Raw genomic sequence first — 14,817 nt, 5'->3', positions numbered from 1 at the left:
AACACTGAGTGAAGCCTGCCAAGCTCACTCTCATTAAAACTTTTGCGGTATTTTTCCAGAACATCAAATTCTGTGAAGCCCAAAGTTGGGTGAATTTCGGAAATATTTTGTATCTTAGCCATATCTTAGTCGGGGAATTTCCCCCGTTTTGGCCTTCAAACCTTATTTGCGGGGGAATACCTAAAGATACAAAAAAGCCAGCTAATTCGCAATATTTTGTGTATGAATTAGTTGGCTGATTTTATATTATTTACTGAATGTCCCAAAAGAAGCATGTGGATGCCAAAGGCGCTGCCCGCTATCTATGCCGGGCTTTATGTATCATTGCGCTGGCGGAGGTCGTATTTTACTATATCCTGACGTTTGCCGGCGTTACGGGTAAGCTTGTTTCTATCGTAACGACGACCGTTATCCCCCTCGTGGGAATAGTAATCACGCTCATAAAAATACAGAAGTTCGGCCGTAACGCTAAAAAGTGAGTTCCGGTGCAGCCAACCCTTTCTCCTTGCGGTATGCACAGACCATTTCCAGAATGGTATCCCCGTATTTTTCCACTCCCTTCTTTCCGAAGTAAGGAACGCGGATTAGCGCTGCCTTATCCGGCGGTAGCAGGTTGCTGATGCCCAAAATCGCCTTTTGCTGGATAACGGTGTAGACGGGCAAGCCCAGCCGGGCTGCCTCGGCATTTCTCCACGCCACCAGCCTACCGTAAAGCTCGGGATGCAGTATGTCCGCCGGCACTTGGACGGCGGAGGCGGCGGTTTCTTTCTTCTTCCGCTCCTGCGTGCCTTTTCCGCCCGTTTCCAGCATTCCTCTCCGCCTCAAATCTTCCTTTCCGGAAATCCCTCCGCCGGCAATGGAGAGTATGGCTTTCTGCTTCAGGTAGCCGGAGGTATGGAAGCCGTTCTCCGCAACGTAAGCCAGCAGGTTGTCTTTCAGCAGGTAGAGGGTGTTCAATTCTTCCTTTGCCGCAGCCAACTGCTTTTTCAGTTCTTTATTGTCCGTAACAAGCGCCTGCGCCCTTATCAGTATGTGGTACTGCGGCTCCAGTTCTTTTTTGAAATAGCCGGCTCCGGCAACAATCCGTTCCTGCAAAGTCGTGTCTGTGGCAAAGTCCTGCGCCCCGTCGATTAAGCGGTTGTACTGCATGCCGAACTTCTGCGCCACTTTCACCGCTTTTTCGTGGAAACGCTCCGCTTCTTCCTTGTATGCCGCCAACTGGTTGGGGTAGAGTTTATACAGGTGCTCGTCGATTAGCCGCACGTAGCGTTGCAATGCCTGTTCCAACGGCCGGAAGTCGAACAGCCCCGACAGCAGTTCGCGGAAATACGTCCGTTGCAACGAATGGAAGCGTTGCTCGTCGGGTTCGTTGCTGCGGGCTTCTTCCGTAAAGCTGTCTACCGCCCGGTCGCTGATAACGGCCTTGGCGGAGAGCGGGGCGCTGAGCACCAGGCCTTCCAGGGTTTTACAACGGCTCAATGCCACGTATGTCTGCCCATGGGCAAAGGATGCGCTGGCATCGATAATGGCACGTTCGAAGGTAAACCCCTGGCTTTTATGGATTGTAATGCCCCATGCCAGTTTCAAGGGGAACTGCCGGAAAGTCCCTTCGATGTCTTCTACGATTTCCTTGCTTTTCTCGTCCAGCACGTATTTCGCATTCGTCCACTCCTCCTCTTGCAGGCGGAAGGGTGCGCCTCCTTTGGCGCATACTTCGATACTGCCGGCGGAAACGGCGGTCACTTCGCCAATCATGCCGTTGTAGTAGCGGTGCTCGCCGGACGAGTCGTTCTTTACGAACATCACCTGGGCGCCTTTTTTCAGTTCGAGCACTTCGTCGGTCGGATAGGAATATTCGGGAAACTTCCCGTCGATTGTAGCGCGGAAAGCGTAGGAACGCCCCGGAAGCTGCGCCAGCTCGTAGTTGTTGATGCGTTGTGCCTGGTAGTTATGGGTAACCAGGCGAATGTAGCCTTCTTCTTTCCGGGGTTGGAAGCCGGGCAGGTAGCGGCGGTTCAGCGCTTCCAGTACCTGCGGGTCGCAATGGTTCTCGCGGATACGGTTAAGGAGTTCCAGGAAAGTGCCGTCGTTCTGCCTGTACACGGTCTTGAGTTCGATAGTGCAATATTCCGTCTGCTTCAATGCCCGGCTGGAGAAAAAATAGGGGGTGTCGTAATACTTTCCCAATATCTGCCACTCTTCGTCTTTCACCACGGGCGCCAACTGTTGCAGGTCGCCTATCATCAGCAGTTGTACGCCGCCGAAGGGCTTGTAGCGGTCGCGGTAACGGCGGAGCATTTCATCCACCGCATCCAGCAGGTCGGCGCGTACCATACTGATTTCATCGATTACCAGCAAGTCCATGCTGCGTATGATGTTGATTTTCTCTTTGCCGAAACGGAAGCGGTAGGCTGCCTCGCCTTTGGAGCTGAACGAGCTTTCGGGCACGTAGGGCGCAAACGGAATCTGGAAGAATGAGTGAATGGTTACGCCGCCGGCATTGATAGCCGCGATGCCCGTGGGTGCTACGACTATCATCCGCTTGGGGCTTTCCTGCTTGAGCTTGCGCAGGAAGGTCGTCTTGCCGGTTCCCGCTTTGCCCGTCAAAAAGAGATGCGTACCGGTATTTTCGATGAATTGCCATGCAAGTGCCAGTTCTGGGTTCTGCTCCATTGTCTTTTCTGTTTATCTTGTTGAGTGGGTAAAGGTAGTATAAATAAGGCACGGATTACGCGGGCGGTCACGGTTTTCTTTGAATTAGTCCGTGATTTTCCGTGTAATCCGTGCCCGATTGGAACGGGAAGCGCGTCTTGTGTACGGCGCCTCTCTCCGCCTCTGCTCCGGAAAGCTTTACTTCATGCTGCCGCCGATGATGTCCAGCAGTTCGTTCGTAATCGCCTGCTGGCGGCTTTTATTGTACTGCTTCGTCAGGTCTTGAATCAACTCGTTGGCGTTGTCCGTAGCTGCTTGCATGGCAAGCATACGGGCGGCGTGTTCCGATGTATTCGAATCCAGCAAAGTGGTATATATCTTCTGGCTCAGCACCTTGGGCAGCAGTTCGGCTATCACCCGGGCAGCAGAGGGTTCTACGATGTAATCCCGGTTGAAACTGGCTTTTTCCGTGCTCCCGGCGGCATTTTCCGCTACTTTCTCCAAGTCGATAGGCAGGTAGTTGTCCCTGGTCAGAATCTGCGAACCGGTGGACTTGAAATGATGATATATCAGCTCCACCTTATCGATGCGTTTCTCCAGGAACTCTTTCATCAACAGCCCGGCAAGCTCGTATGCCTGTATGTACGAAGGCTTGTCCGCCATTTCCTGGTAGCTGCCCTGCGGCGTAAAGCCCAGCTTCTTCACGGCTTCTTCCACTTTCTTGCCCACAGGGTATATCAGGATGTTTTCCTTGCCCAGCGCTTTATAGTCTTCCAGGGTACGTTCCAGCATCTTCGCCACGTTGGAGTTGAAAGCACCGCACAACGACGAATTGGACGAGAATGCTACAACCGCCACCCTCGTTACCGGACGTACTTCGGTATAGGGCGACTCTACCGTGGCATCCGTGCTCAGGAAGTTCGTCAGTATTTCATTCAGCTTCCGTTGATAAGGCAGCATATTCTCAATCCGCCCCTGCGCCTTGTGCAGCTTGGCGGATGCCACCATTTTCATCGCCGATGTTATCTGGCGCGTACTCTTGACGGAGCTTATCCGGTTTTTTACCTCTTTCAGTGAAGCCATTTCATATAGTGATTAGGGGTTAGTGATTAGCGATTAGGCGTTGTCGGGCGCCTAACCGCTATCTACATAAATTGCTTGGCTGTCTTTGCCGCCGTTTCTTCTATCTTCTTGCAGACATCATCGTCGATAGTACCCTTCTTCAAGACGTCGAGCACATCCATTTGATAGTCTCTTTCGAGGAATTCGAGGAAACTGCGTTCGAACTCGCTTACTTTGTCCAAAGGCACGTCTTTCAACAGGCCGTGCGTACCGCAGTACAGAATGGCTATCTGCTTTTCTACGGGCATCGGGCTGTACTGCGGCTGTACGAGCAAGCGGGTGTTTTTCTGTCCTTTGTCGATAGTCAGCGCGGTTACCGGGTCCATATCGCCACTGAACTTGGTAAATGCTTCCAGCTCGCGGTACTGTGCCTGGTCTATCTTCAACGTGCCTGCCACCTTCTTCATCGCCTTGATTTGGGCGTTACCACCTACACGGCTCACGGAGATACCTACGTCGATAGCCGGACGGTTACCCTGGTTGAAGAGGTTCGTATCGAGGAATATCTGTCCGTCGGTAATGGATATCACATTCGTAGGGATATAGGCGGATACGTCGCCTGCCTGTGTCTCGATGATAGGGAGCGCCGTCAGCGAGCCGCCGCCCTTTACCTTGCCTTTCAGGCTTTCGGGCAGGTCGTTCATCTCGCGGGCTACTTCTTCCTGGTTGATAATCTTCGCCGCGCGTTCCAGCAAACGGGAGTGCAGGTAGAAGATGTCGCCCGGATAGGCTTCACGCCCCGAGGGGCGGCGCAAAATCAGGGAGACTTCACGGTATGCTACCGCTTGCTTGGACAAGTCGTCGTACACAACCAGTGCATGGCGGCCGGTATCGCGGAAGTACTCGCCTATTGCAGCGCCGGCAAACGGGGCGTAGTATTGCAATGCGGCGGGGTCGCCCGCCGTAGCGGCCACGACGATAGTGTAGTCCATAGCGCCGTACTCGCGCAGGGTGTTTACGATAGAGGCTACCGTGGAGCCTTTTTGGCCGATAGCCACGTAGATGCAGTACACGGGGTCGCCTGCCTCGTAATTGGCACGCTGGTTGATGATAGTATCGACCGCAATCGCGGTCTTACCCGTCTGGCGGTCGCCGATAATCAGCTCGCGCTGTCCGCGGCCGATAGGAATCATGGCATCGACTGCCTTCAAACCGGTTTGCAACGGCTGGTTCACCGGCTGGCGGAAAATAACGCCCGGAGCCTTACGTTCCAGCGGCATTTCACAAAGCTCGCCGCCTATCAGCCCTTTGCCGTCCAACGGTGCGCCCAGCGGGTCGATAACACGTCCCAGCATGCCTTCGCCTACCATAATGGAGGCTATGCGCTTGGTACGTTTCACCACGAACCCTTCCTTGATTTTATCCGTAGGACCCAGCAGCACCGCACCTACGTTGTCTTCTTCAAGGTTCATCACAATGGCTTTGATACCGTTGTCAAATTCCAGCAACTCGTTTGCTTCGGCATTGCGCAAGCCGTAGATACGTGCCACGCCATCGCTGACTTGCAGCACCGTACCGATTTCGTCCAGTTGCACACGGGTATCGATACCTTCCAACTGTTTGCGCAGAATATCGGAGACTTCGCTTACTTTTATATTTTCAGACAACATTTTAGTATTTACTATTTAACGATTTACTTTTTTACTATTTGAAAAAACGAATCATTATACTGCTTTGGCTTGCCTACGACTTACTTATCGTAATACTATAAATATAGTAAATAGTAAATTGTAGGTTACCAAACGGTAAATCAGACGATTCTTCTGTTTTTGTCGATGAACTGTTGTTTCACCCGCTTCAACTGGGTGGCAATGCTGGCATCCAGGCGGAAATCATTGATGTCGAATATGAACCCGCCCTCGATAGAAGGGTCTACCTCCGTCTGCAACTCCATTGTGGCATGCAGCAAATGGGAGGCGCTATTCCGGATACGTTCCCCGATTTCATGGCTTACGGGTACGGCGGTCGTCAGCTTTGCAACACCGATGTGCCGGCTCTTTCTGTATAACTCCAGAAAGCCCAGGCAGATGTATTGCAAAAATGCCTCACGCCTGTTCTTCAGCACCAGCGCAACGAAGCGGGTCAGCTCGCATTCCGCAGGAACCTCGCCTACGGCTGCGGTACAGATAAGCGAGAATTTCTCCTGTACCGGCAGTATCGGGTTCTCCAATGCCGTACGCAGGTCGGGGTGTTTCTCGAAACTCCGGCTCAGCATGCGCATCTCCGCATACAGCCGGTCTTCCGTACCCGTGCTTTTGGCATATTCCATGAGCGCTTTTGCATATCGCATCGAAATAATTCCTATATCCATTCCTATCAAATTAAAAATTGAAGATTAAAAAATCAGGTTCCGGCTATCTCGGTCTTAATTTTTTCTATTCAGCATTTCGTCCAGCATGCGGTCTATCATTTCCATTTGTTCATGCTCTTTGTCCAGATTGCGACGGATTATCTTCTCCGCAATATCTACCGATAGTACAGCAACCTGGCGGCGAATATCGCGAATGGCCTCTTCTTTCTCTTGCTGAATCTGCTGTTTCACATCGTCCAGTTCTTTCTGCGCAACGGCTTCCGCATGTTTACGCGCCTCGACGATAATCTTGTCGCGTTCGTGCATGGCTTCCCGCATGATGCGTCCCTGCTCCTTGTTCGCAGCGGCAATCATCGCCTCGCTCTCCTCTTTCAGCTTGGCGAGCTGGGCGTTTGCCTGACGTGCCACTTCCAGCGACTGGTCTATATAGGCTCTACGGTCTTCCACCATTTTAGTAATGACGGGAAAGCCGTACTTCGCCAATATCACGAAGACCACGCCGAACGAAAGGAGCATCCAGAACAGCAGACCACTATCAGGTAATAACAATGACATAATTTTATTCCTAAATTAAGATTTAAAAATCAATGACTTAAAAGAAGCGTGCATCAGAGGAAGAATACCAACAGGCACACAACGACTGCCAACAGAGCGACACCTTCAATCAAGGCGGCGGCAATAATCATGTTCATACGGATATCTCCCGATGCTTCCGGCTGGCGTGCAATGGCTTCCATAGCCGAACCGCCAATTTTACCGATACCTAAGCCTGCGCCGATAACAGCTAAACCAGCACCGATGGCTGCACCCAATTTACTAACTCCGACACCTGCTGCTGCAGCTTGTAATAATACAGATAGTAACATAACTTTCAGTTTTTAAATTGTTATTCTATTAATGTTTATATTCTCGATTTTATCAATTTACGACTTTATCATTTTGCCGCCTCTTCTTTGTGTTCTTCCTGCGCCAGGCCTATGAATACTGCCGACAACATGGTAAACACGTATGCCTGGATAAAGGCGACCAGCAATTCCAGCGCGTTCATAAAGATGTTGAACAGTACCGATGCTACCGTCAATGTTCCGTTCAGGGCGGGCCCCATGCTTGCCGATATGAATATCAGGCAGGTAAGCACCAACATAGCCATGTGTCCGGCCAGCATATTGGCAAAAAGACGAATCATCAGGGCGAACGGCTTGGTGAAGATGCCGAAGAATTCGATGAACGGCATCATCGGTACGGGTACTTTCAGCCACCAGGGTACATCCGGCCAGAAAATGTCTTTCCAGTATGTCCGGGTTCCGAATATATTAACGGCAAGGAAGGTACAGACGGCAAGCACCATGGTAATGGCGATATTGCCGGTAACATTGGCCCCGCCGGGAAACACCGGAATCAACCCCATGAGGTTATTGATGAAGATAAAGAAGAATGCGGTCAGCAGGTAAGGCGCGAATTTCCGGTACTTCGGCCCTACACAGCTCTTTATAATATCGTCATTCACCATCATAATGAACATTTCCATGAACCCGATGAAACCGCCCGGAGCCGCACTTCCTTGCGGATGTTTGCGATACCACCGCGCCACGCTCAGGACAATGACGAGCAGCAGCACGCTGTTGATAAGCAGTGCCAACGTAACTTTTGTAATGGATATGTCCCACGGACGTACTTCATTACCCGCAGCATCGTATTCCACCAGCTTTCCTTCGTACTTGCTGCCTTCCGGGGCTATGGAGAGTCCTTCATAGCTGCCGCCGTTTTCTTCCAGGCGGGAGGAAAGGAAGACATGCCACCCCGTCGTATGGCTATATACGATGACGGGCAAAGGGATGATGACCTTTGTTTCTCCGAAATCGGTGATGTGCCATTCGTACGAATCACCGATATGGCCGAATACGATTTCTTTTACGTCCACCGTATTCTCCTCCTGTTCCGCAGAGGTCGTCTCACCGTGTCGGGCTATGCTGTCGATGCTTGCTTCAAGCCCGCCCCGTGAGACAGGGATGCTATCGGCATGCACTGCGGCAGGCATCAGGAAGCCTGCTGCCAGCAATACCCCGGTCAGTATGTTACACAATCTTTTCATTTTTTTGTTTCATTTTCTTTTTCTGCTTCCGGTTCGCTTCAAAGGTGAAGAAGAACCAGGAGTCATAAATCAAATATATCAGATAGTTTGCGATAAATGTCAGCAGGAACTCTTTCGCTTCCTCACGTACCGCGATGCAGTATACCAGCATCACGATGATAGAGGCAATCATCCGCATGACGCGCATCAGCAGGTATATCTGCAACATCCGTTCCGGCATCCGGTAACGGCAGCTTTCGACCATGTTTATCATAAACACGCCGAAAACGAAGAAGAATACCGGTATCAGCGGATAACCGCCGAAATAGTGGTGCGGGAATATGGAATAGTATACCCAGCCGCCTATACCGCCTACCAATACTGTCAAAAGGGCTACCTGCCACAAATAGTTTCGTTTTGTAATGCTCACATCGGTTCAATTTAAGGTTAAAAATCAAAAGAAGGTCAGTCTATACAAACCGAAACCGTGTTTTCATTCATCTCCACAAAACCGCCCTGAATATCCTGTATATGTTCTTCGCCGTCTTTTGTTACATATGCCAGTGTGCCTGCTTTCAGCGACGACACGATAGGTGCATGCCGCGGCAAAACGGTAAACGAGCCGAGTGTACCCGGCAGTGTTACGCTGTCTACCTCGCCACGGAAGATTTCTTTGTCCGGCGATACAATATCCAAATGCAGTCCTTTCATTTCCTCGACCAATTGATTGATAAAAACTATATTACTTCTTTGCCTGTTCCAGCAGCTTCTTGCCTTTCTCTATCGCTTCTTCGATAGTTCCGACATTCAGGAAAGCCGGTTCGGGCAGGTAGTCTACCTCGCCGTCCAATATCATCTTAAAGCCTTTGATAGTATCTTCTATGGAAACCATCGTACCGGGAACTCCGGTAAACTGCTCGGCAACGGCAAAAGGCTGCGACAGGAAACGCTGTACGCGGCGTGCACGGTTTACCAGTGTGCGGTCGGCATCCGAAAGTTCTTCCATACCGAGGATTGAGATAATATCCTGTAATTCTTTATTGCGCTGGAGGATTTGCTTTACGCGCTGCGCCACCTCGTAGTGTTCTTGCCCTACGATGTGCGGGTCGAGGATACGCGAGGTGGATTCCAACGGGTCTACGGCCGGATAGATACCGAGCTCGGTAATCTTACGGCTCAATACCGTCGTGGCGTCCAGGTGCGTAAAGGTCGTGGCGGGAGCAGGGTCGGTCAAGTCGTCGGCCGGTACATAGACAGCTTGCACGGAAGTGATAGAGCCGTTGCGCGTAGAAGTGATACGCTCCTGCATGGCACCCATTTCGGTTGCCAGGGTCGGCTGGTAGCCTACCGCCGAAGGCATACGTCCCAACAATGCGGATACTTCGGAGCCTGCCTGGGTGAAACGGAATATATTATCGATGAAAAACAATATATCGCGCGGACCGTCCGACTCGGAGCCCATATCGCGGAAAGACTCGGCAACCGTCAAACCGGATAAGGCTACGGACTGGCGCGCACCCGGCGGTTCGTTCATCTGTCCGAATATCAGGGATACCTGGGACTTGGCGACTTCGTTATAATCTACTTTGGAAAGGTCCCAATGGCCTTCTTCCATACTTTTCTTGAATTCTTCGCCATAACGGATAACGCCGGATTCAATCATTTCCCGCAACAGGTCGTTGCCTTCACGGGTACGCTCTCCTACTCCGGCAAATACGGAGAAGCCGTTTTGCTTCTTGGCGATGTTATTGATTAACTCCTGGATAAGCACGGTCTTACCTACACCGGCGCCGCCGAACAAACCGATTTTACCGCCCTTGCTGTATGGTTCCAGCAGGTCGATAACCTTGATACCCGTATAGAGTACCTCTTGTACGGTAGTCAAATCTTCGAATTTAGGCGGTTCGCGGTGAATGGGATAGGCGCCGGTGCGGTCTAACTCTTTCATTCCGTCGATAGAGTCGCCTACGACGTTCATTAAACGGCCTTTAATCTGCTCTCCTATCGGCATGGTAATCGGTCCGCCCAACGGGTAAACTTTCATACCTCTTTGCAGTCCGTCCGTACTATCCATAGCTACGGTCCGCACGGTGTTCTCGCCGATATGCTGCTGTACTTCCACAATCAGTCTTTTACCGTGATTCTTCTTTATTTCCAGTGCGTCGTGAATGCTCGGCAGCATCAGTTCTGCCTCTGTACCCTCAAAATAGACGTCTACAACAGGTCCGATAACCTGAGAGATATGTCCGACAATCTGTGACATAAGCAATCTTTTTATATTCTGTTTTCTTAATTATTATCCAGTAAAGTTGTAAGCCGTCGCGTGTAACCTTCACATCAGCCGTGCCGCGTGTTTCATCACTCGAATTCACCTTGTATTTTCAACATTTGCATCCGGCTGTTTGTTCATCCAGAATAGTTATATAAACAACTTCGCAAATGTATAAACAAATCACGTTTAATTGTTCTCCTTGGAAGCTTTTTTTCTATAAATTATACGATTTTGAACGTTTTATACTACAATAAGAACAGTTTGATTCGCATATGATAACGTTGATTAACAATTAACAATGCACCTAATCGCGGAAGCGGCCGGTTATGCCCCTTACCCGTATGTATCTACCCTGTTATGCCCTCAAGGTATTTAGTGGGGCAAACATGATAGAAGTCCTTGAATTTCCTTCCGAAGTACTTGGCATCGCAATATCCCAGCATTGTGGCAATTTCGGTAATGCTGTACTGCTGGGTCAGCAGCAGTTCTTTAGCTCTGTTCATCTTGAAAGAGAACATATAGTCGGTAGGAGGCTTGCCGGTGATTTCTTTCATCTTATTGAAGAAAGCGGTACGGCACATTCCCATGTCCATGCTGAGCATGTCTACCGTGTATTTTTCTGTGAAAAGGTTTTTCTCCAATAAATCCTGGACTTTATTCATAAAATCCTGGGAGCCGTCGTCCTTTCGGGCTGTTTTGGGCAGAACCGTATAAGAGTTATCCACAAGGAATTGCTTGACCCGTTCGCGGCGGGCTATGTGATTGTCTATCAGCATGCTTATATCGACCCTGAGCTTATAAATATTTATCATCCTCAGTTCCAACCTGTCTGCCCTGCTGTGAATGTGCGACAGGTAGCTTTCGTTATCGTCCGAATTTATTAAAAGAATGACGGGAATGTTAGCCGTGGTCTTATCCGATTTTATCTTATAGCAGAGTTCGTCTCCGTCCATTCCGTCGACATACTCGTCTACGATGATTATATCGGGATTACGATGAATGGAGATATTGAAAACCGACTCGGGGTTTTCGAGAACGGTTATCTGGAATATGCCGGAAAATGTCTTGTTCAGGTAGGTGCTGAACTTCTTGTCGGTCATCAACAGCAGTACATGCGGATTTCCATTTATCCTCGAACTGCATGCCGAACCGTTGGCCGCCGCAGTATCGCAAAAGTGGTTTTCATCTTTCCGGATTTTAGAAAATTCCGCTTCGGGCAATTTGGTAACCAGCGAACGGTGATTTATAGGAACCATGATTATGAAGGTAAGCCTGTCCCTATGGTTGCTGCATGTAATCTTCCCTCCGTGCAGGCGGATTATCTTTTTCACGACCCGCAGTTTGCCGTGGCTGTACACAGACAATAATGCGGAAATGAAAGTAGTCAGTTTCTGTACATTGCTTCCCGATTTTATGCAACTGCTGATACTGAGCTTCCAATGACCGGTAAAATGCGATATGGTAATGTTTATGCAATTATTGGGTGTAGTGAATTCAATCATTCTATATAACAGGTGTTGAATGGCGGCAGTCATAATCGTTTCATTTATCCTGCAGTTGATATAGTCCAGGCATTTATCGATTTTGAGTTGTACATGGTGCGTGTTGGCATATACACGGCATTGCTGGATAATCGAAATGATGTATGTATAAAGCTCTAATTCCGTTATCGATAATTGAGGGGCGGTATTTGCCTTGATTTTATACAGGGTTACGATATTTTGGAAAGAATCGATTACATGATTATTGTATTCTATCGCTAATTTTACCTTTTCAGAGGTTCTTTCAGGAAGGCTGGCGGTGATAATCTCGTCCAGTTGGTTACGCATCAATGCCAATGAGGTCTGTGTTCTATGGACTAAGCTGAAGGTAAGCTGGAGTTTCTCGCGGGCAAGCAACTGTCCGTTGTAAATGATATAGAAGTATATCAATAAGCAAACGAGTAAGGCTATCAAGCAACTTTCAACCGGATATATCAGCAGTATATGCCATATATTGGTGGGCATAATATCAGCCGCCTGATGTTCATCTGTTAAATAAGCAAATTCATCGGAACGTCCGGGCAGCAGGATAGTCGATAAATAGCTTTTACATAAAAGTGTATTCTGCAGGTTCGAGCACAAAGGCATGTTTATTAAAATCATATATTTGCAGATTTAAATTGGTTCGTTTTTATGTTGGAATAATCTCTATACATTTACATTCTGAGATGCTGTTTCCTTTACTCAATTTTAATGCAAATATAGGCCTTATAGGCTTTACGAACTGGGTATAAATCGTCAAAATATATGGGTAATAACTATCAATACGTAAATTTCAAAGACTACCGGTATCTTAAAAACCGGTATTTATAAGCTGAATTAAAAGTCCCCTCCAAAAAAACATTTGGCATAAGAAATATAGATACAAATATTTCTTATGCCAAATACAAATATATTCATCTCGGAACTGAAAGAATATCCAGGATAAAAAAAGTCAATGATTGCAGACCTTGGTAACATCTACCGTAAATCCGTCGCCGGCAGGCATAAATTTACCTTTCATTTTAAGAAACTCGATTAGGGTATCAATATCCATATTATCTGCCGAACAAGCATAAAATCGTTGTTCTTTACCGAACTTACGAATAATCGCCTCTTTCAGCGACAATTCCGTATAACTGTTTCCTTCCATCATATGAAGGACTTCATGAGCATGTAACTGTTCCATAATTTTTTCTTATAAAGATAACGCAACAAACAAAACGAGTTTGTAACAAACGTGACAAAAGTAATGAAAAAATAAAGAACAACCGCAATATAAGCCCAACTCATAATAAATATTTTTCATTATTCCGTTTGTTTTGACATATCACAGTTGATAAACAAATCGTTAGAGTTGATGCGGGTTTGCTCTATTTCCTACAATAGTCCGCATCTTCATTGCATGTATATATTATTCTTCTTATCGAAACGAACAATAAACAAAAAATAAGCCCTGTCTCGCGACAAGGCTTATTCACAACACAAACACAAAATAAAACACGACAAAACTACTATGCAATCTTACCTGTCTATACCGGGGAGGTATATGTACCGATTACGGATATTCACATATACATAAGCAGCTTCAGGCTGATTTGCATGTAATAAACAAATGCGGAAAGGCATTTGTTTATCGTCTATCTGTTAATAAAAACAAATTCACTTATTCTTATTGAATACCTCTCTCACGAAGTTTCAACTGCCAATTCCATGCAGAACGTAAAGTATCTTCAATACCGGCTTCCGCTTTCCAGCCTAACTCCTCGTTGGCAAGCTTCGGGTCAGCCCATACCTTTTCGATATCTCCCGCACGGCGACCTACTATCTGGTAGTTCAGTTTCACACCGGTCGCTTTTTCAAACGCGTTAACCAATTCCAATACGGAAAGCCCGCGCCCTGTACCGATATTGAATACTTCCACTTTTTCCTTCTGTTTCTTTTCCAAGATGCGGCGGATAGCTACCACATGGGCTTTTGCCAAATCGACTACATTGATGAAGTCGCGGATACAAGAGCCGTCGGGAGTATCGTAATCGTCGCCGAATACACTCAGTTTTTCACGGATACCGATAGCGGTCTGGGTGAGGTATGGTACGAGGTTCTGCGGCACGCCGTTAGGCAATTCGCCGAGCAGTGCCGTAGGATGCGCACCAATCGGATTAAAATAGCGTAACAATACAGCATTGATAGGAGCACCGGAAGCAACCGTGTCGCGAACGATTTCCTCGTTAATCTGCTTGGTGTTTCCATAAGGCGATTCGGCCTTTTTGATAGGAGCCTGTTCCGTTACGGGAAGTTCGTCCGGCTGGCCGTATACTGTACATGAAGACGAGAATACGATACCTTCCACTCCATGTTTGGGCATCAGCTCGAGCAAGTTTATCAGAGAAACCAAGTTGTTGCGATAATAAAGCAGCGGCTTTTCAACGGACTCGCCCACCGCTTTGCTTGCTGCAAAATGGATAATCGCTTTAATACCTTTATATTTGGCAAACACAGCGTCGAGGCCGGCATAGTCCAAACAGTCTAACTTTTCAAATACGGGACGTATACCCGACACTTTCTCGATATTGTCTACAACATCTGCGCTGGAATTCGACAAATTATCGATAATTACGACTTCATAACCTGCATTTTGCAGTTCTACAACAGTATGGGAACCGATATAGCCGGTTCCGCCTGTTACCAGGATTTTCTCTTTCATAAAATAGATAATTTAGCTTTTAGGTTATCATTAGGTTACAAATTTAAGGAAATAAATTCATAATGCACGTACATGAAAGAAAAAAAATTAGCCGCATTTCATCCCGCCCGTACCGTGTACGATAACTCCTCTATATAAAATACAAAGCGAAGAACCTGCCCC

General features: G+C 48.0%; 14 protein-coding genes. 1 reads left to right on the top strand and 13 read right to left on the bottom strand.

Annotated features, from left to right (window positions below; all coding sequences use genetic code 11):
- The first annotated feature begins 257 nt into the window (after positions 1–257).
- Entirely contained in the window at positions 258–479 is a 222-nt protein-coding gene (locus tag C233_RS0116855; protein WP_018668728.1) for a hypothetical protein, read from the top strand.
- On the opposite strand, the gene C233_RS0116850 is transcribed toward C233_RS0116855, so the two are convergent.
- The 13 genes from C233_RS0116850 to galE all read right to left on the bottom strand — a co-directional run bounded on the left by C233_RS0116850 (position 469) and on the right by galE (position 14,655).
- Positions 469–2,673: an AAA family ATPase gene (locus C233_RS0116850; protein ID WP_018668727.1), complete on the bottom strand. Its 2,205-nt coding sequence runs from the start codon at positions 2,671–2,673 to the stop codon at positions 469–471. The two genes, C233_RS0116855 and C233_RS0116850, sit on opposite strands and share 11 nt — an antisense overlap.
- Before the next feature lie 177 nt (positions 2,674–2,850).
- Positions 2,851–3,735 (bottom strand): F0F1 ATP synthase subunit gamma, encoded by an 885-nt coding sequence (locus tag C233_RS0116845; protein WP_018668726.1) that lies wholly within the window; start codon positions 3,733–3,735, stop codon positions 2,851–2,853.
- 62 nt (positions 3,736–3,797) lie between these two features.
- Positions 3,798–5,381: a F0F1 ATP synthase subunit alpha gene (gene atpA / locus C233_RS0116840; RefSeq protein WP_025069050.1), complete on the bottom strand. Its 1,584-nt coding sequence runs from the start codon at positions 5,379–5,381 to the stop codon at positions 3,798–3,800.
- 143 nt (positions 5,382–5,524) lie between these two features.
- Positions 5,525–6,085, bottom strand: a complete 561-nt coding sequence (locus tag C233_RS0116835) for a F0F1 ATP synthase subunit delta (protein ID WP_025069049.1) — start codon at positions 6,083–6,085, stop codon at positions 5,525–5,527.
- 54 nt (positions 6,086–6,139) lie between these two features.
- On the bottom strand, positions 6,140–6,640 hold the full coding sequence (atpF, locus tag C233_RS0116830) for a F0F1 ATP synthase subunit B (RefSeq protein ID WP_025069048.1): 501 nt from the start codon (positions 6,638–6,640) through the stop codon (positions 6,140–6,142).
- 53 nt (positions 6,641–6,693) lie between these two features.
- Positions 6,694–6,951, bottom strand: a complete 258-nt coding sequence (atpE, locus tag C233_RS0116825; RefSeq protein ID WP_018668722.1) for an ATP synthase F0 subunit C — start codon at positions 6,949–6,951, stop codon at positions 6,694–6,696.
- A 68-nt stretch (positions 6,952–7,019) separates the two neighbouring features.
- Positions 7,020–8,177, bottom strand: a complete 1,158-nt coding sequence (gene atpB / locus C233_RS0116820; RefSeq protein WP_018668721.1) for a F0F1 ATP synthase subunit A — start codon at positions 8,175–8,177, stop codon at positions 7,020–7,022.
- The gene (locus C233_RS0116815; RefSeq protein WP_025069047.1) at positions 8,161–8,586 is read right to left on the bottom strand and encodes a hypothetical protein; all 426 of its coding nucleotides are present in this window, start codon (positions 8,584–8,586) and stop codon (positions 8,161–8,163) included. The genes atpB and C233_RS0116815 overlap by 17 nt, the downstream gene beginning before the upstream one ends.
- Positions 8,587–8,621: 35 nt before the next feature.
- Positions 8,622–8,867 (bottom strand): ATP synthase F1 subunit epsilon, encoded by a 246-nt coding sequence (gene atpC, locus C233_RS0116810; RefSeq protein ID WP_025069046.1) that lies wholly within the window; start codon positions 8,865–8,867, stop codon positions 8,622–8,624.
- Between the two features lie 31 nt (positions 8,868–8,898).
- The gene (gene atpD / locus C233_RS0116805; protein WP_018668718.1) at positions 8,899–10,419 is read right to left on the bottom strand and encodes a F0F1 ATP synthase subunit beta; all 1,521 of its coding nucleotides are present in this window, start codon (positions 10,417–10,419) and stop codon (positions 8,899–8,901) included.
- Positions 10,420–10,775: 356 nt separating this feature from the next.
- Positions 10,776–12,572: a response regulator transcription factor gene (locus C233_RS0116800; RefSeq protein WP_018668717.1), complete on the bottom strand. Its 1,797-nt coding sequence runs from the start codon at positions 12,570–12,572 to the stop codon at positions 10,776–10,778.
- Positions 12,573–12,903: 331 nt separating this feature from the next.
- Entirely contained in the window at positions 12,904–13,137 is a 234-nt protein-coding gene (locus C233_RS0116795; RefSeq protein ID WP_018668716.1) for a YecH family metal-binding protein, read from the bottom strand.
- Between the two features lie 483 nt (positions 13,138–13,620).
- Positions 13,621–14,655: a UDP-glucose 4-epimerase GalE gene (galE, locus tag C233_RS0116790; protein ID WP_018668715.1), complete on the bottom strand. Its 1,035-nt coding sequence runs from the start codon at positions 14,653–14,655 to the stop codon at positions 13,621–13,623.
- Positions 14,656–14,817 lie beyond the last annotated feature (162 nt).

It is taken from the genome of Bacteroides gallinarum DSM 18171 = JCM 13658, assembly GCF_000374365.1.
Taxonomy (GTDB): Bacteria; Bacteroidota; Bacteroidia; order Bacteroidales; family Bacteroidaceae; genus Bacteroides; species Bacteroides gallinarum.
The sequence above is the reverse complement of the archived record's forward strand: the minus strand, read 5'-3'. Positions and strand labels throughout refer to the sequence as shown.